19 protein-coding genes are annotated in these 23,904 nt (G+C 62.9%); 16 read left to right on the top strand and 3 right to left on the bottom strand.

Annotated elements, in window-relative coordinates:
* Positions 1 to 38: 38 nt before the first annotated feature.
* The 16 genes from J5M73_RS10190 (at position 39) to J5M73_RS10115 (ending at position 20,297) form a co-directional block, all read left to right on the top strand.
* On the top strand, positions 39 to 1,508 hold the full coding sequence (locus J5M73_RS10190) for a cytosine permease (protein WP_102862763.1): 1,470 nt from the start codon (positions 39 to 41) through the stop codon (positions 1,506 to 1,508).
* Between the two features lie 75 nt (positions 1,509 to 1,583).
* Entirely contained in the window at positions 1,584 to 2,549 is a 966-nt protein-coding gene (locus J5M73_RS10185) for an ABC transporter substrate-binding protein (protein ID WP_102862764.1), read from the top strand.
* A gap of 72 nt (positions 2,550 to 2,621) precedes the next feature.
* Complete coding sequence (locus J5M73_RS10180) at positions 2,622 to 3,473, top strand: proline/glycine betaine ABC transporter permease (protein ID WP_102862765.1); 852 nt, start codon at positions 2,622 to 2,624, stop codon at positions 3,471 to 3,473.
* Complete coding sequence (locus J5M73_RS10175) at positions 3,470 to 4,300, top strand: glycine betaine/L-proline ABC transporter ATP-binding protein (protein WP_102862766.1); 831 nt, start codon at positions 3,470 to 3,472, stop codon at positions 4,298 to 4,300. The genes J5M73_RS10180 and J5M73_RS10175 overlap by 4 nt, the downstream gene beginning before the upstream one ends.
* Positions 4,301 to 4,369: 69 nt before the next feature.
* Positions 4,370 to 5,893, top strand: a complete 1,524-nt coding sequence (hutH, locus tag J5M73_RS10170) for a histidine ammonia-lyase (protein WP_102862767.1) — start codon at positions 4,370 to 4,372, stop codon at positions 5,891 to 5,893.
* Positions 5,894 to 6,009: 116 nt separating this feature from the next.
* Positions 6,010 to 7,548 (top strand): histidine ammonia-lyase, encoded by a 1,539-nt coding sequence (gene hutH, locus J5M73_RS10165; RefSeq protein WP_207815526.1) that lies wholly within the window; start codon positions 6,010 to 6,012, stop codon positions 7,546 to 7,548.
* Between the two features lie 156 nt (positions 7,549 to 7,704).
* Positions 7,705 to 9,117 carry an amino acid permease gene (locus tag J5M73_RS10160; protein WP_102862769.1) on the top strand — a complete coding sequence of 471 codons (1,413 nt, stop codon included), beginning with the start codon at positions 7,705 to 7,707 and terminating at the stop codon, positions 9,115 to 9,117.
* A 12-nt stretch (positions 9,118 to 9,129) separates the two neighbouring features.
* The gene (hutI, locus tag J5M73_RS10155) at positions 9,130 to 10,335 is read left to right on the top strand and encodes an imidazolonepropionase (protein ID WP_102862770.1); all 1,206 of its coding nucleotides are present in this window, start codon (positions 9,130 to 9,132) and stop codon (positions 10,333 to 10,335) included.
* Between the two features lie 10 nt (positions 10,336 to 10,345).
* Positions 10,346 to 11,146, top strand: a complete 801-nt coding sequence (hutG, locus tag J5M73_RS10150; protein WP_102862771.1) for an N-formylglutamate deformylase — start codon at positions 10,346 to 10,348, stop codon at positions 11,144 to 11,146.
* Between the two features lie 217 nt (positions 11,147 to 11,363).
* Positions 11,364 to 12,335, top strand: a complete 972-nt coding sequence (pip, locus tag J5M73_RS10145; RefSeq protein ID WP_102862772.1) for a prolyl aminopeptidase — start codon at positions 11,364 to 11,366, stop codon at positions 12,333 to 12,335.
* Positions 12,332 to 12,769: a D-aminoacyl-tRNA deacylase gene (gene dtd, locus J5M73_RS10140; RefSeq protein WP_102862773.1), complete on the top strand. Its 438-nt coding sequence runs from the start codon at positions 12,332 to 12,334 to the stop codon at positions 12,767 to 12,769. The genes pip and dtd overlap by 4 nt, the downstream gene beginning before the upstream one ends.
* 276 nt (positions 12,770 to 13,045) lie before the next feature.
* Complete coding sequence (locus tag J5M73_RS10135) at positions 13,046 to 14,878, top strand: glucan biosynthesis protein G (protein ID WP_207815525.1); 1,833 nt, start codon at positions 13,046 to 13,048, stop codon at positions 14,876 to 14,878.
* Positions 14,871 to 17,441, top strand: coding sequence for a glucans biosynthesis glucosyltransferase MdoH (gene mdoH, locus J5M73_RS10130; protein WP_102862774.1), 2,571 nt, complete (start codon positions 14,871 to 14,873; stop codon positions 17,439 to 17,441). The genes J5M73_RS10135 and mdoH overlap by 8 nt, the downstream gene beginning before the upstream one ends.
* A gap of 225 nt (positions 17,442 to 17,666) precedes the next feature.
* Complete coding sequence (locus tag J5M73_RS10125; protein WP_102862775.1) at positions 17,667 to 18,464, top strand: transporter substrate-binding domain-containing protein; 798 nt, start codon at positions 17,667 to 17,669, stop codon at positions 18,462 to 18,464.
* A 146-nt stretch (positions 18,465 to 18,610) separates the two neighbouring features.
* Positions 18,611 to 19,570 (top strand): amino acid ABC transporter permease, encoded by a 960-nt coding sequence (locus tag J5M73_RS10120; RefSeq protein WP_102862776.1) that lies wholly within the window; start codon positions 18,611 to 18,613, stop codon positions 19,568 to 19,570.
* Positions 19,563 to 20,297, top strand: a complete 735-nt coding sequence (locus J5M73_RS10115; protein ID WP_102862777.1) for an amino acid ABC transporter ATP-binding protein — start codon at positions 19,563 to 19,565, stop codon at positions 20,295 to 20,297. The genes J5M73_RS10120 and J5M73_RS10115 overlap by 8 nt, the downstream gene beginning before the upstream one ends.
* A 62-nt stretch (positions 20,298 to 20,359) precedes the next feature.
* On the opposite strand, the gene J5M73_RS10110 is transcribed toward J5M73_RS10115, so the two are convergent.
* The 3 genes from J5M73_RS10110 to tatC all read right to left on the bottom strand — a co-directional run bounded on the left by J5M73_RS10110 (position 20,360) and on the right by tatC (position 23,898).
* On the bottom strand, positions 20,360 to 22,276 hold the full coding sequence (locus J5M73_RS10110) for a methyl-accepting chemotaxis protein (protein WP_102862778.1): 1,917 nt from the start codon (positions 22,274 to 22,276) through the stop codon (positions 20,360 to 20,362).
* A 123-nt stretch (positions 22,277 to 22,399) separates the two neighbouring features.
* Positions 22,400 to 23,107, bottom strand: a complete 708-nt coding sequence (locus tag J5M73_RS10105; RefSeq protein ID WP_102862779.1) for a 16S rRNA (uracil(1498)-N(3))-methyltransferase — start codon at positions 23,105 to 23,107, stop codon at positions 22,400 to 22,402.
* Positions 23,104 to 23,898, bottom strand: a complete 795-nt coding sequence (gene tatC / locus J5M73_RS10100; protein WP_102882096.1) for a twin-arginine translocase subunit TatC — start codon at positions 23,896 to 23,898, stop codon at positions 23,104 to 23,106. The genes J5M73_RS10105 and tatC overlap by 4 nt, the downstream gene beginning before the upstream one ends.
* Positions 23,899 to 23,904: the final 6 nt, after the last annotated feature.

Here is a 23,904-nt window from a genome sequence, read left to right as displayed (position 1 = left end):
TGGAAATCGTCTGCAGTGCCCATAGAGGTTTGACGTCCATGGCCTTAGCGAATGATCGTGCAAGCAGCAAGCCGTTGATCGAAAGGCGTTCGATCGACTACATCCCGGAAGCGGAAAGACACGGTCGTCTACTGAGCCAGTTCACCCTGTGGCTGGGTGCCAACCTGCAGATCACGGCCATCGTCACCGGCGCTCTGGCGGTGGTGTTGGGCGGCGATGTGTTCTGGTCGTTGATCGGGCTGTTGATCGGGCAACTGCTGGGCGGCGCAGTGATGGCGCTGCATGCGGCGCAAGGACCGAAGCTCGGCCTGCCGCAGATGATTTCCAGCCGGGTGCAGTTCGGGGTCTATGGCGCGGCCATTCCGATGGTGCTGGTGTGCCTGATGTACCTGGGTTTCACCGCAACCGGCACGGTGCTTTCCGGGCAGGCGCTGGGCCAGATGTTCGGCGTCAGTGACAGCATCGGCATCCTGATCTTCGCCAGCGTGATTGTGCTGGTCACGGTGCTTGGCTATCGGGTGATTCACTACATCGGCCGGGTTGCCAGCGTGATCGGCGTGATCGCCTTTTTCTACCTGTTCAGCCGGCTGCTGAGCCAGACCGACGTCAGCGCCTTGCTGGCGATTCGGCACTTCAGCTGGAGCAGCTTCCTCCTGGCGGTGTCGTTGGCCGCATCCTGGCAGATCGCGTTCGGTCCTTATGTCGCCGACTATTCGCGCTACCTGCCGAGCAAGACGTCGCCATTGAAGACCTTCCTCGCCGCGGGTGCCGGTTCGGTGATCGGTGCCCAGGTGGCGATGGTGCTCGGGGTGTTCGCCGCGTCCCTGTCCCAGGGCCAGTTCGCCGGTCGTGAGGTGGCCTACATCGTCGGCCTGGGCGGCACTGGCGCCATAGCGGCGTTGCTCTATTTCAGCATCGCCTTCGGCAAGGTGACCATCTCGACGCTGAACTCCTACGGCAGCTTCATGTGTATCGCCACCATCATCAGCGGCTTTCGCGGCGAGCTGAAAGTGACGCGCTTGCAGCGGTTGATCGCGGTGTTGCTGATTGTCGGTGCCGCGACCCTGATCGCGCTGCTGGGCCAGCACTCGTTCCTCGGCGCATTCAAGTCTTTCATCCTGTTCCTGCTGGCGTTCTTCACGCCCTGGAGCGCGATCAACCTGGTGGATTTCTACTGCATCACCAAAGAGCGCTATGACATCCCGGCGCTGTCCAATCCGGACGGCCGCTACGGGCGCTGGAATGCCATGGGCATCAGTATTTATGTGTTCGGCGTGCTGATCCAGATGCCGTTCATTTCCACCCACTTCTATACCGGCCCCCTGGTGGCGAGTCTGGGCGATACCGATATCTCCTGGATCATCGGCCTGGTGGTACCCGCGGCGTTGTACTACGTCTGCGCGAAGAAGTGGCATGGCGCGGTGCCCGAGCACCTGATCCTGCCGGTAGAGCAGGACGCGCCCAACGAACAAAAGCTGAGTCAGGCCCGTCGCGCTGCAGCGGTGTGAGTCTTGACGGGACGTGGACAGGGCTGGATGCCTCTTAACTGCCGTAAGCCAACTCATGATTAGGAGCGTCACACAATGAAAATGCATAAGACCCTGCTGACCACGTTGCTGTCCATGGGCTTGCTGGCCGCTTCCGGCGCCCAGGCGGCCGGCTGGTGCGAGTCGGGCAAACCGGTGAAGTTCGCCGGCCTGAATTGGGAAAGCGGCATGTTGCTGACCGACGTCCTGCAGTTCGTCCTGGAGAAGGGCTACGACTGCAAGACCGATAGCCTGCCGGGCAACTCCATCACCATGGAGAACGCCCTGGGCAGCAATGACATCCAGGTCTTCGCCGAAGAGTGGGTGGGCCGCAGCGAGGTGTGGAACAAGGCCGAGAAGGCCGGCAAGGTGGTGGGCGTCGGCGCGCCGGTGGTGGGCGCCGTCGAAGGCTGGTACGTGCCGCGCTATGTGATCGAGGGCGACGCCAAGCGCAAGCTCGAAGCCAAGGCGCCAAACCTGAAAAACATCGCCGACCTGGGCCAGTACGCCAGCGTGTTCAAAGACCCGGAAGAACCGAGCAAGGGCCGCTTCTACAACTGCCCGGCCGGTTGGACCTGTGAGCTGGACAACAGCGAGATGCTCAAGAGCTATGGCCTGGAAAGCCGCTACACCAACTTCCGCCCGGGCACCGGCCCGGCCCTGGATGCGGCGGTGTTGTCGAGCTACAAGCGTGGCGAACCGATTCTCTTCTACTACTGGTCGCCGACCCCGCTCATGGGCCAGGTGGATCTGGTCAAGCTGGAGGAGAAACCCGGCGTCGACAAGAGCGTGAGCATCAAGGTCGGCCTGTCCAAGACCTTCCATGACGAAGCTCCTGAACTGGTGGCGGTACTAGCCAAGGCCAACCTGCCCATCGACCTGCTCAACCAGAATCTGGCGCGCATGACCCGCGAACGCATCGAGTCGCCGAAACTGGCGAAACTCTTCCTCAAGGAACATCCTGAAGTCTGGCACCCATGGGTCAGCGACGACGCTGCCAGGAAAATCGACGCGGCCTTGTAGGTCGGGCTTTTCCGACGGTTCACAAGAGCCGTCGGAGGCTGGACCACAACCTCCTTTGATCGAGAGTTTCTTATGTTTCCAGAAAGCTTCACCTTTTCCATCGCCGACTGGGTCAACGGCTGGGTCGACTCCCTGGTGACCAATTACGGTGATGTGTTCCGGCACATTTCCGACACCTTGTTGTGGGCCATCGTCAACCTTGAAGGCCTGCTGCGCATGGCGCCCTGGTGGCTGATGCTGGCGATTGTCGGCGGCATTGCCTGGCACTCCACCCGCAAGCTGCTGACCACGGCGGTGATTGTCGGCCTGCTGTTCCTGGTGGGCGCCGTCGGCCTGTGGGACAAGCTGATGCAGACCCTGGCGCTGATGCTGGTGGCGACCGTGATCTCGGTGCTGATCGGCATTCCCCTGGGGATTCTCTCGGCTCGCAGCAACCGCTTGCGTTCGGTATTGATGCCGCTGCTGGACATCATGCAGACCATGCCCAGCTTCGTGTACCTGATCCCGGTGCTGATGCTGTTCGGCCTGGGCAAGGTGCCGGCGATCTTCGCCACGGTGATCTACGCCGCACCGCCGCTGATTCGTCTCACCGACCTGGGCATCCGCCAGGTGGACGGTGAAGTGATGGAGGCGATCAACGCCTTCGGCGCCAACCGCTGGCAACAGCTGTTCGGCGTGCAACTGCCCCTGGCCCTGCCAAGCATCATGGCGGGGATCAACCAGACCACCATGATGGCCCTGTCGATGGTGGTGATCGCCTCGATGATCGGGGCCCGCGGCCTGGGCGAGGATGTGCTGGTGGGCATCCAGACCCTCAACGTCGGGCGCGGCCTGGAAGCGGGGTTGGCGATCGTGATTCTGGCGGTGGTGATCGACCGCATTACCCAGGCCTACGGTCGTCCACGTCATGAGGTGAGCAAATGAGCAGCGCTGCCGTGAGCAAGATCGAAGTCAGGAACGTCTTCAAGGTATTCGGCAACCGCCCCTCTGACGCCCTGGCGATGATCCGCCAGGGCCAGAGCAAGGATCAGGTACTGGCCCAGACCGGCTGCGTGGTGGGGGTCAATGATCTGTCCTTGAGCATCGGCACCGGTGAGATCTTCGTCATCATGGGCCTGTCCGGTTCCGGCAAGTCGACCCTGGTGCGCCACTTCAACCGCCTGATCGACCCCACCAGCGGGGCGATCCTGGTGGACGGCGAAGATATCCTGCAATACGACATGGAAGCCTTGCGCCAATTCCGCCGGCACAAGATCAGCATGGTGTTTCAGAGCTTCGGCCTGCTGCCCCACCGCAATGTTCAGGACAACGTCGCCTACGGCCTCAAGGTGCGTGGCGAGAGCAAGTCGCTGTGCGCCGAGCGGGCCCTGCACTGGATCAACACCGTGGGCCTCAAGGGTTACGAGAAGAAGTACCCGCACCAGCTGTCCGGCGGCATGCGCCAACGGGTCGGCTTGGCCCGGGCCCTGGCCGCGGACACCGACATCATCCTCATGGATGAAGCCTTCAGCGCCCTGGACCCGTTGATCCGCGCTGAGATGCAGGACCAGCTGCTGGAGCTGCAGAAGACCCTGCACAAGACCATTGTCTTCATCACCCACGATCTGGACGAGGCGGTACGCATCGGCAACCGCATCGCGATCCTCAAGGACGGCCGCCTGATCCAGGTGGGTACGCCGAAGGAGATCCTGCATTCGCCGGCGGATGAGTACGTCGATCGTTTCGTCCAGCGCCGCGCCGCCACCGTGTAGGAGCCGGCTTGCCGGCCAAAGGTCCGGCAAAGCGGCAGACAACCCAAGGTTTGCAAGAAGAGGTCCCCGATGTCCCAGGCTGAAAAAATCGTTATCGCCGACGCCCCTCTGGGTTGGCAGGATGTTGTCGCTGTCGCCCGTCATGGCGCGCAGCTGGCGCTTTCGGCCCAGGCCTGGGCGCGTATCGACAATGCCCAGGCCATCGTCCGCCAGGTGGTGGACAGTGGCGAGCGCGCCTATGGCATCAGCACGGGCCTGGGCGCCTTGTGCAACGTGGTGCTGGCCGGTGAGCAACTCAGCCAGCTGTCGCGCAACACCTTGCTCAGCCATGCCTGCGGTGTCGGGCCGGCGCTGGCCGATGAGCAGACCCGGGCGATCCTTTGCGCCGCCATCATCAACTACAGCCACGGCAAATCCGGCATCCACCGGCAAGTGGTCGAGGCGCTGCTGACCCTGCTCAATCGCGGCATCACTCCGCAGGTGCCGTCCCAGGGCTCGGTGGGTTACCTGACCCACATGGCCCACATTGGCATCGCCTTGCTTGGCGTCGGTCAGGTCAGCTATCGCGGTCGTATTGTCAGCGCCGAACAGGCCCTGGCCGAAGAAGGGCTGCAGCCGGTGCAACTGGGGGCCAAGGATGGCTTGTGCCTGGTCAACGGCACGCCGTGCATGACGGGCCTGAGTTGCCTGGCCCTGGCCGATGCCAGTCGCCTGTTGCAGTGGGCCGACGTCATCGGCGCCATGAGCTTCGAAGCCCAGCGGGGCCAGATCGACGCCTTCGATGCCCAGATCATTGCCCTCAAGGCGCACCCCGGCATGCAGGTGGTGGGCAGCAATCTGCGGGCCTTGCTCGATGGCAGTGAAGTCATCGCCGCCAGCCGCGGCATCCGCACCCAGGACGCCTTGAGTATCCGTTCCATTCCCCAGGTGCATGGCGCCGCCCGGGATCAACTGGCCCATGCGGTCAAACAAGTGGAAACCGAGCTCAATGGCGCGACCGACAATCCGTTGCTGCTGGGCACCCCGGAGCACTATCGAGTGGTGTCCCAGGCCAACCCCCACGGGCAATCGGTGGCGCTGGCGGCGGACCTGCTGGCCATCGCCATGGCCGAGATCGGCTCCATTGCCGAACGTCGCCTGGACCGCTTGATCAACCCCCATGTCAGTGGCTTGCCGGCGTTCCTGGTCAGCGAGCCCGGGGTCAACTCCGGAATGATGATCGTGCAATACGTGGCCGCCTCGCTGTGCGCACAGAACCGTCAGCTGGCCCAGCCGGCGGTGCTGGACAACTACGTGACTTCGGGCCTGCAGGAAGACCACCTGAGCCTGGGCACCAATTCCGCCCTGAAGCTGCATCAGGTGCTGGAGAACTGCACCCAGATCCTGGCCATCGAGTACCTGCTGGCGGCCCAGGCCTTCGAGTTTCTCAAGGAGCAGCGTTTCGGCACCGGCACCGGTATCGCCTGGTGCCTGCTGCGCGAGCGGGTCCCGGCCTATGACCAGGACCGCTGGCTGGCGCCGGACATTGCCAGCGCTGCGGCCCTGCTCAAGGACCCTTTGCTGCTGCACAAACGCTTTTCCAAGGTGCAATAAACCGTTTTTTCCATCACCAGCGTGCCAAGGCGTCACTCGTGCAAAACCGCGAATGACGACGGATAACGGAAGCTTCCGGAGCGACTGGTAGTTATTACAAAACTCTCAAAAGGAGCATGAATGTGACTGCGCTTAACCTGATTCCCGGCCAACTGACCCTGGCCCAACTGCGGGCCATCTATCAGCAGCCGCTGACCCTGACCCTGGATGACAGCGCCTCGGCGCAGATCGACGCCAGCGTCGCTTGTGTCGAGCAGATTCTCGCCGAGAACCGCACTGCCTACGGGATCAACACCGGTTTTGGCCTGCTGGCTTCGACCCGCATCGCCAGCGCCGACCTGGAAAACCTGCAGCGCTCCCTGGTGCTGTCCCATGCCGCTGGCGTCGGTGAGCCCATCAGCGACGATCTGGTGCGCCTGATCATGGTGCTCAAGGTCAACAGCCTGAGCCGCGGTTTCTCCGGCATCCGCCGTCAGGTGATCGATGCCCTGATCGCCCTGATCAACGCCGAGGTCTATCCGCATATCCCGCTCAAGGGTTCGGTGGGCGCTTCCGGCGACCTGGCGCCTTTGGCCCACATGTCCCTGGTGCTGCTGGGTGAGGGCAAGGCGCGCTACAAGGGCCAGTGGCTGGAAGCGACCGCGGCCCTGGAAGTCGCCGGTCTCAAGCCGCTGACCCTGGCCGCCAAGGAAGGCCTGGCGCTGCTCAACGGCACCCAGGTGTCCACCGCGTTCGCCTTGCGCGGGCTGTTCGAAGGCGAAGACCTGTTTGCCGGTGCTCTGGTGTGCGGCGGCCTGACGGTGGAAGCGGTGCTGGGTTCGCGCTCGCCGTTCGACCCACGGATTCACGCCGCTCGCGGTCAGCGCGGGCAGATTGACACCGCTGCGGCCTATCGCGTTTTGCTGGGGGACAGCACCGAGGTGTCCGCCTCGCACCAGAACTGCGACAAGGTCCAGGACCCGTACTCCCTGCGTTGCCAGCCACAAGTGATGGGCGCCTGCTTGACTCAGTTCCGCCAGGCCGCCGAAGTGCTGGTGGTCGAAGCCAACGCGGTGTCCGATAACCCGCTGGTGTTCGCTGCCGAAGGCGATGTGATTTCCGGTGGCAACTTCCACGCCGAACCCGTGGCCATGGCGGCCGACAACATGGCCCTGGCCATCGCCGAGATCGCGTCCCTGAGCGAGCGCCGTATCTCGCTGATGATGGACAAGCACATGTCCCAACTGCCGCCGTTCCTGGTGGCCAATGGCGGGGTCAACTCCGGCTTCATGATTGCCCAGGTCACCGCTGCGGCCCTGGCCAGTGAAAACAAGGCCCTGGCCCACCCGCACTCGGTGGACAGCATTCCCACTTCCGCCAACCAGGAAGACCACGTTTCCATGGCGCCGGCCGCCGGCAAGCGCTTGTGGGAAATGGCCGAGAACACCCGCGGTGTGCTGGCCGTGGAATGGCTGGCGGCCTGTCAGGGCCTGGACCTGCGCGAAGGCCTGAAAACCTCGCCGACCCTGGAAAAAGCCCGCGCCACCCTGCGCGAGAAGGTGGCGTACTACGAGAAGGACCGTTTCTTTGCTCCGGATATCAACGCGGCCAGCGAGTTGTTGGCTTCGCGCTGCCTGAATGGGCTGCTGCCAGCCCAGTTGTTGCCGAGCCTGTAATGCACGCCGGGCCGCCAGATGACTCCGCGCTCGGCCGAGATCGGTGGCCCCTGTTGGTTCGCTGTACCTGCTAAACGGGCGCGGAGCGCCCGTTTCTGCCGCCCCGCGCTTCTGCGCGGAACGCACTTGTCCGATAACAATAAAAGGGACGATGACATGCAATCGCAAGAAACAGGATTACGTCGGGGGCTGACAGCCCGCCATATACGCTTCATGGCCTTGGGATCGGCCATTGGCACCGGATTGTTCTACGGCTCGGCTTCCGCCATCCAGATGGCCGGCCCGGCGGTGCTGCTGGCCTACCTGATTGGTGGTGCAGCGGTGTTCATGGTGATGCGCGCCCTGGGGGAGATGGCCGTGCACAACCCGGTGTCCGGCTCCTTCGGGCAGTACGCCAGCCAGTACCTGGGGCCCTTGCCGGGCTTTATCCTGGGCTGGACCTACGCGTTCGAGATGCTCATCGTCTGCCTGGCAGACGTCACCGCCTTTGGCATCTATATGGGTTTCTGGTTTCCCGAGGTGGCACGCTGGATCTGGGTGCTGGGCATCGTCCTGCTCATCGGCGGGTTGAACCTGTGCAGCGTCAAGGTTTTCGGCGAGATGGAGTTCTGGCTGTCGCTGCTCAAGGTCGGGGCGATCATCGCCATGATCCTCGGTGGTTTCGGCATCATGCTGTTCGGCATTGGCAGCGCGCTCACCGAGCAGGCCACCGGCGCCAGCAACCTCTGGGCCCATGGCGGCTTCATGCCCAATGGCATCAGCGGGGTGATCGCCTCCTTTGCGGTGGTGATGTTTGCCTTTGGCGGCATCGAGATCATCGGTGTCACCGCCGGTGAGGCCAAGGACCCGCAGCGGGTCATCCCCAAGGCGATCAACGCGGTGCCGCTGCGCATCCTGCTGTTCTATGTGCTGACCCTGTTCGTGCTGATGTCGATTTTCCCCTGGCCGCAGATCGGCACCCAGGGCAGCCCCTTCGTGCAGATCTTCGACAGCCTGGGCATCAGCTCGGCGGCCACCATCCTTAATATCGTGGTGATTTCGGCGGCGGTGTCGGCGATCAACAGCGATATCTTTGGTGCCGGGCGCATGATGTACGGCCTGGCCCAGCAAGGGCAGGCGCCCAAGGGATTTGCCCAGATTTCCAAGGCCGGCGTGCCGTGGATGACCGTGGTAGTGATGGCCGTGACGCTGTTGGGTGGCGTGGTGCTGAACTACCTGATCCCGGAAAACATCTTCCTGCTGATCGCTTCCCTGGCCACCTTCGCCACGGTCTGGGTGTGGCTGATGATTCTGTTGACCCATGTGGCGATGCGCCGCTCCATGACCGCCGAGCAAGTGGCCCGGTTGCAGTTCAAGGTGCCGTTCTGGCCTTGGGCGCCGGCAGCGGCGATTGCCTTCATGCTGTTCATCTTCGGCGTGCTGGGCTATTTCCCGAAAACTCAAGCGGCGCTGATGGTGGGCGTGGTGTGGATCATTCTGCTGGTGGTGGCCTATATGCTGTGGGTCAAGCCGGCGGCGGGACAGGCTCAGCAGATCCGCGTCGATTCTTCTTTACCTACTGATCATTAACGGAGGCCTTGGATGAGAACTCTTTGGCAACACTGCAACGTCGCCAGCATGGCCCAGGGCACTTACTCGATCATCGAGGACGCGGCCATCGTGACGTCAGGGGCGCACATCGAGTGGATTGGCCGGCGCCAGCAGGCGCCGGTCGCCGATGACCACCAGGTCCAGGACCTGGGCGGCGCCTGGGTGACTCCGGGCCTGATCGATTGCCACACCCATACGGTGTTCGGCGGCAACCGCAGCGGCGAGTTCGAGCAGCGCCTGCAGGGCGTGAGCTACGCTGAGATCGCCGCGGCCGGTGGTGGTATCGCCAGCACCGTGAGGGCGACCCGCGCGGCCACTGAAGAGGAGCTGTTCGTCAGCGCTCGCAAGCGTCTGCTGAGCCTGTTGCGCGACGGTGTCACCAGCGTCGAAATCAAGTCCGGCTACGGCCTGGACCTGGCCAGCGAGCGCAAGATGCTGCGGGTGATCCGCCGTCTTGGCGAGGAGTTGCCGGTCAGTGTGCGCAGCACCTGCCTGGCGGCTCACGCTCTGCCGCCGGAATATGCCCAGCGCAGCGACGACTACATCGAGCACATCTGCAGCGAGATGCTCCCGGCCCTGGCGGCCGAGGGGCTGGTGGATGCGGTGGATGCCTTCTGTGAGTACCTGGCGTTCTCCCCGGCGCAGGTGGAGCGGGTATTCATTGCCGCGCAGAAGCTCGGCCTGCCGGTGAAACTGCATGCCGAACAATTGTCGTCCTTGCATGGCTCGAGCCTGGCGGCGCGCTACCGGGCGCTGTCCGCCGATCACCTGGAGTTCATGACCGAGGACGATGCCATGGCCATGGCGGCTTCGGGAACCGTGGCAGTGCTGTTGCCGGGGGCTTTCTATTTCCTCCGGGAAACCCAGTTGCCGCCGATGGAAGCCCTGCGCAAGCACGGGGTGAAGATTGCCGTGGCCAGCGACCTCAATCCCGGGACTTCGCCGGCGTTGTCGCTGCGCCTGATGCTGAACATGGCCTGCACCTGTTTGCGGTTGACGCCGGAAGAGGCGTTGGCCGGGGTCACCCTGCACGCGGCCCAGGCCCTGGGCATGGAGCAGACCCATGGTTCACTGGAGGTGGGTAAGGTGGCGGACTTTGTCGCCTGGCAGATCGATCGTCCCGCCGACCTGGCTTACTGGCTGGGCGGCGACCTGGAAAAACGCGTCGTGCGACACGGCGTTGAAGTGACTGTTTAGGAGACAGGTTGTGGATAAGGTTCTGACATTCAAACAAGGCCGGGTGCCCCTGCTGATCAGCATGCCCCACGCCGGTACGCGCTTGACCCCGGCAGTGATGGCCGGGCTGGTTCCACAGGCGCAAAGCCTGCCGGACACCGACTGGCATATTCCGCGGCTGTATCAGTTCGCCGAGGAGCTGGGAGCCAGCACCCTGGCGGCCGAATACTCGCGTTTCGTCATCGACCTGAATCGGCCGTCCGATGACAAGCCGCTGTACGTCGGTGCTACCACCGGGCTGTACCCGGCGACGCTGTTCGATGGCGAGCCGTTGTTCGTTGAAGGGCAGGCGCCGTCCAAAGAAGAGCGGCAACAGTACCTGGAGCAAGTCTGGGGGCCCTATCACCGCACCCTGCAGGGGGAGCTGGCACGGCTCAAGGCCGAGTTCGGCTATGCCTTGCTGTTCGATGCCCACTCCATCCGTTCGCTGATCCCTCATCTGTTCGAGGGCAAGCTGCCGGACTTCAACCTCGGCACCTTCAACGGCGCCAGCTGCGATCCGCAACTGGCCGGCCGTCTGGAGAGCATCTGCGCCGCCCACGGCGATTACACCCATGTGCTCAATGGTCGTTTCAAGGGCGGTCATATCACCCGGCATTACGGCAACCCGGCCGAGCACATTCATGCGGTGCAACTGGAACTGGCGCAGAGCGCCTATATGGAGGAGTTCGAGCCATTCCGCTATCGCGAGGACCTGGCTGCACCGACCCAGGTGGTGCTCAAGGCATTGCTGCAGGGACTGCTGGCCTGGGGGCAGGAGCGTTACCGCTGACATTGCTTGCGCCTGCAAGCTGGCTCCTATTGCGGATGCACGCCTTTATGTAGGGGCGAGCTTGCTCGCCAAGCGCCCTGCGCAACTCGTTGCAATCCCTTGAACAACCCTGTTTTCTTCAAGGACATGCTGATTGCGTAATTCGGGTTTATGATGCCGAACGGCAGCATAAATGAAGTCCCCAGCAGGGATGAACCCGACCTCCACGGAGCGCGTAATGCAGACTTTGTACCCGCAGATCAAACCCTATGCCCGGCACGATCTGGCCGTCGACAAGCCCCATGTGCTGTATGTCGACGAAAGTGGTTCACCGGAAGGTTTGCCGGTGGTGTTCATTCACGGTGGCCCGGGGGCGGGCTGTGATGGGGCGAGTCGCTGCTATTTCGACCCGAACCTGTACCGCATCGTCACCTTCGACCAGCGCGGTTGCGGGCGTTCCACCCCCCACGCGAGCCTGGAGAACAACACCACCTGGGACCTGGTGGCGGACCTGGAGCGGATTCGCCAGCACCTGGGCATCGACAAATGGGTGTTGTTCGGTGGCTCCTGGGGATCGACCCTGGCCCTGGCCTATGCCCAGGCCCACCCGGATCGGGTGCTGGGCCTGATCGTGCGGGGCGTCTTCCTGGCCCGTCCCCAGGAAATCCAGTGGTACTACCAGTGCGGCGCCAGCCGCCTGTTTCCGGATTACTGGCAGGACTACGTGGCACCGATTCCCCTGGAGGAACGTCATGACCTGGTTAGCGCCTTCCACAAGCGCCTGACCGGCAATGACCAGATCGCCCAGATGCATGCCGCCAAGGCCTGGTCGGGTTGGGAAGGGCGCACCGCGACCCTGCGTCCGAACCCGCTGGTGGTGGATCGCTTCTCCGAGCCGCAGCGGGCGCTGTCGATTGCCCGGATCGAATGCCATTACTTCATCAACAACGCGTTCCTCGAACCGGACCAGTTGATCCGCGACATGGGCAAGATTGCCCATCTGCCCGGGGTCATCATCCACGGTCGCTACGACGTGATCTGCCCCCTGGACAACGCCTGGGAGCTGCATCAGGCCTGGCCCAACAGCGAGCTGCAGGTGATACGCGACGCCGGTCACGCCGCCTCGGAACCCGGCATCACCGACGCTCTGGTACGCGCCACTGATCAGATGGCGCGCCGCCTGCTTGACCTGCCGCCTGAAGAAGCATGAAGGGCCTGTTGCAGCGCGTGCGCGGCGCGCGGGTGGAAGTGGCCGGGGAAATAGTCGGTGCGGTGGACCAGGGCTTGCTGGTGCTGGTGGCGGTAGAGCCCGAGGACACTCGGGCCAGCGCCGACAAACTCCTGCACAAGCTGCTTAACTATCGGGTGTTCAGCGATGCTGAGGGCAAGATGAACCTGTCCCTGGCGGATGTGCAGGGCGGGCTGCTGCTGGTGTCGCAGTTCACCTTGGCGGCAGACACCAAGAGCGGGTTGCGCCCAAGCTTTTCCACGGCTGCGCCACCGGCCCTTGGCGAAGAGCTTTTTGATTACCTGATAGCGAAGGCGCAACAGTTGCATGGCAAAGTGGCATCAGGGCGTTTTGGCGCGGACATGCAGGTGCATCTGGTCAACGATGGCCCGGTAACCTTCCTGTTACAGACCTGAAAACGCCTGAAACAGCTTTTTCCGCCGATTTGAGCCGGAAACTGCTGTTTTTCACGATAAATACTTTGTTACCCCTGATGCGTTGTAACGCGGGCTACTAGATAATCGCGCGCTACGGGGATCAGCGTTCGTTGGTCCATTTTGACTTTAGTAGAGACTTGTCCACGGCCGTTTGGGGAATCATTTAGCCCCATCGGAGTCGGAACAATGCTCGCCAACCTGGCATATAGATAGCTGGCCGTTGGTTCTTAGATCTGTTTTCGGCGAGGGTTGCTCGTGATTGTTAGTCCCTGTAATGCACCAAACTTGTTTGCCAAACGGTTACGAAACGCACTGGTGACGGGCTCTGCGCTGGTCTGCCTGTTCGGCGCCGGTCAACTCATGGCATTCAACCTGGATGATGTGTCGGCCAAGGCCAAAGACTTGGCCGGGCAAAAGTATGAGGCCCCGCGCAGTAACCTGCCGAACGAGTTCCGTGAGATGAAGTTCGCGGACTACCAGAAAATCCGCTTCCTCAGCGAAAAAGCCGAATGGGCCAATCAGAAGACCCCGTTCAAGCTGTCGTTCTATCACCAGGGCATGCACTTCGACACGCCGGTGAAGATCAACGAGATCAGCGCCAACACTGTTTCCGAGATCAAGTACGACCCGAGTCGCTTCGATTTCGGCGACGTCAAGTTCGATCCCAAGGCCACCGAAAAGCTCGGCTATGCCGGTTTCCGTGTGCTGTACCCGATCAACAAGGCTGACAAGCAAGACGAAATCATGACCATGCTGGGCGCGAGCTACTTCCGCGTCATTGGCAAAGGCCACACTTATGGCCTGTCCGCTCGTGGTCTGGCGATCGACACCGCCCTGCCGTCCGGCGAAGAGTTTCCGCGTTTCAGCGAGTTCTGGATCCAACAACCCAAGCCAACCGACAAGCACCTGGTGATCTACGCCCTGCTGGACTCGCCACGGGCCACTGGCGCCTACCGCCTGACCCTGCGTCCGGGCGCCGACACCGTCGTCGACGTCAAGGCTCGGGTGTTCCTGCGTGACAAGGTGGGCAAGCTGGGCCTGGCCCCGCTGACCAGCATGTACCTGTTCGGCGCCAACCAGCCCTCGAAAGTCCTCAACTACCGCCGCGAGCTGCACGATTCCAGCGGCCTGTCGATCCATGCCGGCAACGGCGAGTGGATCTGGCGTCCTCTGAACAACCCGAAACACTTGGCCGTGAGCAACTTCTCGGTAGAGAACCCGCGTGGTTTCGGCCTGCTGCAGCGTGGCCGCGACTTCAGCCACTATGAAGACCTCGACGACCGCTACGACAAGCGCCCAAGCGCCTGGATCGAGCCCAAGGGCGACTGGGGCAAAGGCACCGTCGACCTGGTAGAGATCCCGACTGCGGACGAAACCAACGACAACATCGTGGCCTTCTGGAGCCCGGAAAAGCAGCCTGAACCGGGCCAGCCGCTGGACTTCGCCTACCGTATGCACTGGACCATCGACGAAGCCGCCCTGCATTCGCCTGACAGCGCCTGGGTGCAGCAAACCCTGCGCTCCACCGGTGACGTCAAGCAATCCAACCTGATTCGTCAACCCGATGGCAGCGTTGCCTACCTGGTGGACTTCCAGGGCCCATCCCTGGCGGCATTGCCGGAAAACGCCGAAGTGCGCAGCCAGGTCAGTGTTGGCGACAACGCCGAGCTGGTGGAAAACAGCGTTCGCTACAACCCGGAAACCAAAGGCTGGCGCCTGACTCTGCGGATGAAGATCAAGGATGCGAGCAAGGCCACCGAGATGCGGGCCGCGCTGGTGCGCAACATCCCGGTAGCCGAGCCGGCCAAGGCCTCGACGCCAAACTCCAACTCCTCCGTTGCCAAGGCCGACAAGATCGCCGCCAAGCAACAGGAGAAGAAGGAGAAGGAAGCCGCTGCGGCAGCGGCCAAGCAGGCTGACGCCAAGCCGGCCAAAGACGCCAAAGACGCCAAAGACGCCAAGAACGCCAAGGACCACAAAGACGCCAAGCAGCCTGCTGCCGAGGCGGCCCCAGCCACACCGGAACCGGTTAAAACTGAACAAGTCCTGACCGAGACCTGGAGCTATCAGTTGCCTGCCGATGAGTAACTCTCAACTACAGCCAGAGACTCTTGCCGAGTACCTGGCGCACTTGCCGATGTCGGATGCGCAGCGCGCGGAGCTCGCGGGCTGCCAGTCCTTCAGCGAACTGCACCAACGTCTGTCGTCAACGACCTTCGACGCTCCAACCGATGCCGCCCAGGCATCGGTGGGCCAGCGTCTGTCCCTGAGCACCGCCGCGGAACTCGAAGAAGCGGAGATGCTTGCGGTCGACGCCGAAGGTCGGGTCTGCCTCAAGGCCACGCCGCCGATCCGCCGCACCAAGGTGGTACCGGAGCCGTGGCGCACCAATATCCTGGTGCGCGGCTGGCGGCGCCTGACCGGGCGCACCAACCCGCCGGCGCCGAAGAAGGACGAGCGTGTGCTTCCGGCGGCCCGCTGGCGCACCGTGGGTTCGATCCGCCGCTACATCCTGCTGGTGCTGATGCTCGGCCAGACCATCGTCGCCGGCTGGTACATGAAAGGCATCATGCCGTATCAGGGCTGGTCCTTCGTCGACCTGGAAGAGGTGATGCACCAGCCGCTGATGCAGACCGCGCAGCAAGTGCTGCCCTATGCTCTGCAGACCAGCATCCTGATCCTCTTCGGCATCCTGTTCTGCTGGGTGTCGGCGGGTTTCTGGACTGCGTTGATGGGCTTCCTGGAGCTGTTGACCGGTCACGACAAGTACCGCATTTCCGGGGCCAGCGCCGGCAACGAGCCGATTCCCAAGGATGCGCGTACCGCACTGGTGATGCCGATCTGCAACGAAGACGTGCCGCGGGTGTTTGCCGGCCTGCGCGCCACCTTCGAGTCAGTGGCGGCTACTGGTGATCTGGATCGCTTCGACTTCTTCGTCTTGAGCGACAGCAACGACAGTGATATCTGCGTCGCCGAGCAGCAGGCCTGGCTGGATGTCTGCCGGGAAGCCAAGGGCTTCGGCAAGATCTTCTATCGCCGCCGCCGGCGCCGGGTGAAGCGCAAGAGTGGCAACCTCGACGACTTCTGCCGTCGCTGGGGCGGCGACTACAAGTACATGGTGGTGCTCGACGCCGACAGCGTGATGAGCGGCGAATGCCTGACCAGCCTGGTGCGCCTGATGGAAGCCACGCCGGATGCGGGGATCATCCAGACCGCGCCGCGGGCCTCGGGCATGGACACGCTGTATGCGCGCATGCAGCAGTTCGCCACCCGGGTCTATGGTCCGCTGTTCACTGCCGGCCTGCACTTCTGGCAGTTGGGCGAGTCGCACTACTGGGGCCATAACGCGATCATCCGCATGAAGCCGTTCATCGAGCACTGCGCCCTGGCGCCGTTGCCCGGTAAAGGTGCCTTCGCCGGTGCGATCCTGTCCCACGACTTCGTCGAAGCCGCACTGATGCGCCGTGCCGGCTGGGGCGTGTGGATTGCCTACGATCTGCCTGGCAGTTACGAAGAGCTGCCGCCGAACCTGCTGGACGAACTCAAGCGTGACCGGCGCTGGTGCCACGGCAACCTGATGAACTTCCGCCTGTTCCTGGTCAAGGGCATGCACCCGGTGCACCGCGCGGTGTTCCTCACCGGGGTGATGTCCTACCTGTCGGCGCCGTTGTGGTTCTTCTTCCTGGTGCTGTCCACGGCTCTGCTGGCGGTCAATACCCTGATGGAGCCGCAGTACTTTCTTGAACCGCGGCAGCTGTATCCGCTGTGGCCGCAGTGGCACCCGGACAAAGCCATCGCGCTGTTCTCCACGACTATCGTGCTGCTGTTCTTGCCCAAGCTGTTGAGCATCATCCTGATCTGGGCCAAGGGTGCGAAAGAGTTCGGCGGCAAGTTCAAGGTGACCCTGTCGATGCTTCTGGAGATGCTGTTCTCTATGCTGCTGGCGCCGGTGCGGATGATTTTCCACACCCGTTTCGTCCTGGCCGCGTTCCTCGGTTGGGCCGCGACCTGGAACTCGCCGCAACGTGACGACGACTCCACGCCATGGAGCGAAGCCGTGCGCCGTCACGGTCCGCAGACCCTGCTGGGCTTCTGCTGGGCCTTGCTGGTGATCTGGCTGAACCCCAGCTTCCTCTGGTGGCTGGTGCCGATTGTCGGTTCGCTGATGCTGTCGATCCCGGTGTCGGTGATCTCCAGTCGTGTCGGTCTGGGCCTGAAGTCCCGTGACGAGAGCCTGTTCCTGATTCCCGAGGAATACGCTCCGCCCCAGGCGCTGCTGGCCACCGACCAGTACACCCACGAGAACCGCTGGCATGCGCTCAACGACGGCTTTATCCGCGCCGTTGTCGACCCGCAGCAGAACGCTCTGGCCTGTGCCCTGGCCACCTCCCGCCACACCCAGGCCGAGCCGATCGAGTGGCTGCGCCAGGAGCGGGTGCGCCATGCCCTGAAAGTCGGCCCGGCGGCCTTGAACAACAGCGAGCGCCTGGCGCTGTTGAGCGATCCGGTGGCCCTGGGACGCTTGCACCAGCAAGTCTGGAGCGAGGGCCACAGCGATTGGCTGGATGCCTGGCGCCAGTCGGTGGATGCTGATCCCCATGCGCCGCTGCTGCCATTGCAGCCGCTGATGGCGGCACCGCAACCGGCCTGAAGCCAACGCCCTTGAGCCTCCACTCAAGGGCGTTTTGCTTTGCGCGGCCAATAGCCCCGTATCCCCCCTTTGTAACAACAAAAATCCTTGTGCAAACGGCCGAGTGCGTTAGCATCGCTCCCGCAAATTTCTGTGCGTGATCGACAATGGCTTGATATCCGAAGATTTTCATTCCAGGCCCGCCGCGTGCAGACACCACAATAAAATGGCTTCAGGGGACTTGAGATGAAGAAGTATCTTTCGCTGCTGCTGGCAGGCGCCGCCGCCATGCTGGCGGTCACTACCGCCCAGGCCGGCGCCATCGATGACGCGGTCAAGCGCGGTACGCTGAAGGTCGGCATGGACCCGACCTACATGCCGTTCGAGATGACCAACAAGCGCGGCGAAATCATCGGTTTCGAAGTCGACCTGCTCAAGGCCATGGCCAAGTCCATGGGAGTCAAGCTGGAGTTGGTTTCCACTGGCTACGACGGCATTATCCCGGCCCTGCTCACCGACAAGTTCGACATGATCGGCAGCGGCATGACCCTGACCCAGGAACGCAACCTGCGCCTGAACTTCAGCGAGCCCTTCATCGTGGTCGGCCAGACCCTGCTGATCCGCAAAGACCTGGAAGGCACCATCAAGTCCTACAAGGATCTGAACAGCGCCGACTACCGCATCACCTCCAAGCTGGGCACCACTGGGGAAATGGTCGCCAAGAAGCTGATCGCCAAGGCCAAGTACCACGGCTACGACAACGAGCAGGAAGCGGTGCTGGATGTGGTCAACGGCAAGGCCGACGCCTTTATCTACGACGCCCCGTACAACGTGGTGGCGGTGAACAAGGTGGGCAACGGCAAGCTGACGTTCCTCGACAAGCCGTTCACCTATGAGCCTCTGGCCTTTGGCCTGAAGAAGGGTGACTACGACAGCATCAACTTCATCAACAACTTCCTGCACCAGATCCGCGAAGACGGCACCTACGATCGCATCCATGACAAGTGGTTCAAGAGCACCGAGTGGCTCAAGGACATGGAGTAACGCTGCTTGGGCGGTGCGGGTCGTTTCAGTGACCGCGCACCGTTCTCCTTCGCCGGCCAGCCGGCTCCTACGGGGGCATGTGTAGGCGCCGGCTGGCCGGCGAAAGCGTCTGATTTCGCAATACCCACTCCGGAACCTGCACAGCAATGAAACAGAAAAAAGCCCAATGGCCCTGGCATGTATTGACCGTGCTGGTGCTGATCGGCCTGGCCGGCGCTCTCTACTACGCCACCTCGCTGATGTCCTACGAATGGCGCTGGAACCGTGTCCCCCAATACTTCGTTTACCAGGCCGAAGAATCCCAGCGGGCGGCGGAGATCTCCACCGTCGCCGAGGTTGTGCGCCAGGGCGGCAAGGCTCAAGTCACCCTGCGCGGTGACTCGGGTGCCGAGCAGCATCTGAGTGTCGATGAAGGCAGCCTGCAGGTGGCTAGCGGCGATGACGTGGCCGAAGGCGACGTGATTGGCGTGACCCGGCATTGGGCGGCGGGCCCCCTGTTGTGGGGCTTGTGGACCACCTTGTGGCTGTCGGTGGTGTCTGGCGTATTGGGCCTGCTCATCGGCCTTGGCACCGGCCTGTGCCGGCTGTCCAGCAACCCGACCCTGCGCGACCTGTCGACGATTTATGTCGAGCTGGTGCGGGGGACGCCGCTGCTGGTGCAGATCTTCATTTTCTATTTCTTCATCGGCACGGTGCTCAACCTGTCCCGGGAGTTCGCCGGGATCGCTGCGTTGTCGCTGTTTACCGGGGCTTATGTGGCGGAAATCGTCCGTGCCGGGGTGCAGTCCATCACCCGCGGGCAGAACGAAGCGGCCCGCTCCCTGGGGCTCAGCGCCGGCCAGTCGATGCGTCACGTGGTGCTGCCTCAGGCGTTCAAACGAGTGCTGCCGCCCCTGGCCGGGCAGTTCATCAGCCTGGTCAAGGACACTTCGCTGGTGTCGGTGATCGCCATTACCGAGCTGCTCAAGAGCGGCCGGGAAGTCATTACCACCTCGTTCTCGCCGTTCGAGATCCTGTTCTGTGTGGCGGGCCTGTATTTGTTGATCAACCTGCCGCTGTCGAAGATGGCCAGTCGGCTTGAGCGGAGGCTCGCGCAAAGTGATTGAAGTCCGCGATCTGGTAAAAGTCTTCGACACCCGCGGCCAGGTGGTGCGTGCGGTGGATAACGTCACCACCCAGGTGGCCAAGGGCGAAGTGCTGGTGGTGATCGGTCCGTCCGGTTCCGGCAAGTCGACCTTCCTGCGTTGCCTCAATGGCCTGGAAGAGTTCGACTCGGGTTCGGTGAGCATCGACGGCCTGCAACTGGCCGATCCAAAGACCGATGTGAACGCCTATCGCCGGGAAGTCGGCATGGTGTTCCAGCATTTCAACCTGTTCCCCCACATGACCGTGCTGGAAAACCTCTGCCTGGCGCAGAAGGTGGTGCGCAAGCGGGGCAAGCAGGAGCGCGAGGCCAAGGCCCTGGCGCTGCTGGAGAAGGTCGGTATCGCGCAGAAGGCCCATGAGTTTCCTTCACGGCTTTCCGGCGGTCAGCAGCAGCGGGTGGCGATTGCCCGGGCCCTGGCGATGGAGCCCAAGGTGATGCTGTTCGATGAGCCGACCTCGGCCCTGGACCCGGAAATGGTCGGCGAGGTGCTGGATGTGATGAAGACCCTGGCCCTGGAAGGCATGACCATGGTTTGCGTCACTCACGAGATGGGTTTTGCCCGGGAAGTGGCGGATCGGGTGCTGTTTTTCGATCACGGCAAGCTGCTGGAAGATGCGGCGCCGGAGGTGTTCTTCGCTGCGCCGAAAGACCCTCGGGCCCAGGCTTTCCTGCGTCAGGTGCTGTGAGGCTTTCGCCGGTAATTCGGCTCCTGCAGGGGATGCAGGAGCCGAATTACCGGCGAAGCGGGTCAGACCCGGAAGCGCCCCACCAGGCTTTGCAGGTGAATCCCCAGCCGCGCCAGCTCGGCGCTGGAGGCCGCTGTTTCTTCGCTGGCCGATGAAGTCTGTTCAGACACATCACGCACATTCAACACGCTGCGGTTGATCTCTTCCGCTACCGCGCTCTGCTGCTCGGCTGCCGCGGCGATCTGCTGGTTCATCGCCTGGATGGCCGACACGGTGCGGGTGATGTTCTCCAGCGACCCCCCGGCCCGGCGGGTCAGTTCAACGCTGCTGTCGGTGAGACTGCGGCTGGTGTCCAGGGTGCTGGCCACTTGCTGGGTGCCGCTTTGCAGGCCGACGATCAGCTCGGCAATCTCTTCGGTGGATTGCTGGGTGCGCTGGGCAAGACTGCGCACTTCGTCGGCAACCACGGCGAAACCACGTCCGGCTTCACCGGCCCGGGCCGCTTCGATGGCGGCGTTGAGGGCCAGCAGGTTGGTCTGCTGGGCCACCGACTTGATGACATCCAGTACGCTGCCGATCTTGTCACTTTCCTGCTTGAGGTGGCCCATGGCTTCGGTGGAGTGGCCTACCTCGCTGGCCAGGCGCTCGATCTGGGCAATGGCCTCGTTCACCACGCGATCACCCTCGCGGGCCTGCTGATCGGCGGCTACAGCGGCCTCTGAGGCTTCTTCGGCATTGCGCGCGACTTCCTGCACCGTGGCAGCCATTTCGTTCATGGCCGTGGCCACCTGGTCGGTTTCCACCTTCTGGCTGTTGACCCCGGCGCTGGTCTGCTCGGTGACGGCCGATAACTGTTCGGCGGCGCTGGCGATCTGGGTCACGCCGTCGCTGATGCCACCGATCAGTTCCCGCAAGCCGAGGGTCATGCGTTGCATGGCTTTCTGCAGTTGGCCAAGTTCATCGTGGCGATCCACTGCCAGGTTCTGGCTGAGATCGCCGGCAGCCACGCGTTCGGCGGCCTTGAGGGTCTGTTGCAGCGGCTGGATGATCTGTCGAGTGATGGCCCACGAGGCAATCAGGCCAAACACCAACGCCAGTACCGTGGCAATCAGCAGGGTGCTCTTGGCCTGGCTGGCATCGCTGTCACGCTTGGCGGTCTGTACGCTGGTCAATTGGTTGCTCAGTGTCATCAGCCGGTCGCCCTGGGCAGCCATGCGCAGGAGGGCCGCGGCACTGGCCTCTTCGGCGTCGCTGAAGTTGCTGACGGCCGCTCGGTAGGCTTTAAGCGAGTCGCTGGCCTGCTGCAGGTTGGCAATGTGCTGCTCCGGCAGGCGGGTCGGCAGGCTGGTGAGGTTGTTCAGCGCGTTATCGATGGCATCCAGAGCCGGCTGTTTGGCTGCCGGCTTGGCGCTATAGGTGTAGCCACGCACCTGGAAGCGTGCCTGCTGGATCAGTTTGGAGAGGTCGATGACGCTGTTGAACTGAGCCACGCTGTCGCCTTGCAGCAGCGACTTCTCGACCTCGGTCACACGGGCCACGGCATTGTCGGCACTGGCGCCGAGCTGGGCCCGGGCGGCCTCGCGGCTGGTAGTGGCGCGGGTCATGTCGGCAAAGGCTTTCTGGTACTCGGCCACGGCGCTCAGTTGCTGATCCAGCATGGCAATGCTTTCAGGTTGCTGCAGTTGCACACGGGCGGCCCGCAGACCTTCGTCGAGTTGTTTGAGTATGTCGTTGACGGCGGCCGGGCCTTGCTCGCCATGGTGCATCTCGTAGTTGAGACGGGCGATGCGCAGGTCTTTGGTCATGCCATAGAGCGTGGAGATGTTGCCGAGTTTGTCGCCACGGTCGATCACTCGGCCCAGGCCGGTCCAGCCAGTGGCAGTGATCAACAGGGTCAGAAGCAGTACCAGGCCGAAGCCGATACCGAGTTTGCGGCTGACGCTTACATTTCCCAGGTTCCTGGCTAGCCAACGGTACATGCTGCGAACTCCCTTTTAGCAAGATGGGCTTAACCATAGGCTATCGGCGGGAGCGGTGGATTCTGTAGGTAGATGGCTAATTGATATTGCGGGTGAAAGCTCCGGCTGGCACGGAGCCTTTGCTCAAAACAGGCGAGAGAGGAGGGCTGTGACGGCGGTTTCGACCCGCAGGATGCGTTCACCCAGTTGCACCGGTTGCAGGCCGGCCTTGGCCAACAGATCGATCTCGTAGGGGATCCAGCCACCTTCGGGGCCGATGGCCAGGGTGACCGGTTCATCCAGGCCGCGGGGGCAGGGCGGGTACTGGCCGGGGTGGCCCACCAGGCCCAGGGTGCCTGCGCTGAGGGCCGGCAGGCGATCCTCGACGAAGGGCTTGAAGCGTTTTTCGATGACCACTTCAGGTAGCACGCTGTCGCGAGCCTGCTCCAGGCCGAGAATCAGCTGTTCACGAATGGCACCGGGTTCCAGGAACGGGGTTTGCCAGAAGCTCTTTTCCACCCGGTAGCTGTTGACCAGCACCAGCCGTGGCACGCCCATGGCGGCGACGGTCTGCAGCACTCGACGAAGCATCTTCGGGCGTGGCAGGGCCAGCACCATGGTCAGCGGCAGCTTGGCCGGGGGGGGCTGGTCCAGGGTGATTTGCAGCTCGGCTTCGGTGGCTTCCAGGCGCAGCACCCGGGCTGAACCCATCAGCCCGCCAATACGCCCGACCCGCAGGCTGTCGCCTACCGCTACCCGATGCACTTCTTGCATATGGGTCAGGCGCCGGTCGCGCAGCACCACCAGGTCGGCCGCGATAAAGTCGGCCTCTTCCAGAAGCAGCAGGTTCACGCTTGGGTCGCTGGCGGCTGGTCGTTGTGATCGTCAGCCGGGGCATCGTCCGGGTGGTCGCCGCGCTTGCTGATCAGCCCGCCAAACAGCACGCCGATTTCGAACAGCAGCCACATGGGCACGGCCAGCAGGGTCTGGGAGAAGATATCCGGCGGGGTGAGAATCATGCCCACCACAAAGCAGCCAATGATCACGTAAGGCCGGATCTTCCTCAGGTAGGCCACGTTGACCACGCCGATCCACACCAGCAGCACCACCGCCACCGGGATTTCGAAAGCCACGCCGAAGGCGAAGAACAGGGTCATGACGAAATCGAGGTAGCTGGTGATGTCGGTCATCATCTCCACGCCGGCCGGGGTGGCGGCAGCGAAGAACTTGAAGATCAGCGGAAACACCAGGAAGTAGGCGAAGGCCATGCCGATGTAGAACAGCAGGATGCTCGACACCAACAGCGGTACGGCGATGCGCTTCTCATGCTTGTACAGCCCGGGGGCGATAAAGCCCCAGATCTGATGCAGGATCACCGGGATCGCCAGGAACAGCGAGACCATCATGGTCAGTTTCAGCGGGGTGAGAAATGGCGAGGCGACGTCGGTGGCGATCATCGTCGCACCCACCGGCAGGTACTGGCGCAGTGGCGTGGAGACGATGGTGTAGATCTGCTGGGTGAAGGCGAACAACCCGGCGAAGATGATGAAGATCGCCGCTACGCAGCGCAGCAGGCGGGTACGCAGCTCGGTGAGGTGCGACACCAGCGGCATGTGTTGGTCGTTCTCTGGGATATCGCTCATGGGGCT

The sequence above is a fragment of the Pseudomonas sp. 50_B genome, assembly GCF_017491625.1.
GTDB classification, from domain to species: Bacteria; Pseudomonadota; Gammaproteobacteria; order Pseudomonadales; family Pseudomonadaceae; genus Aquipseudomonas; species Aquipseudomonas danubii.
Note: the sequence above shows the minus strand (reverse complement) of the source record. Positions and strands in the feature narration are given on the sequence as shown.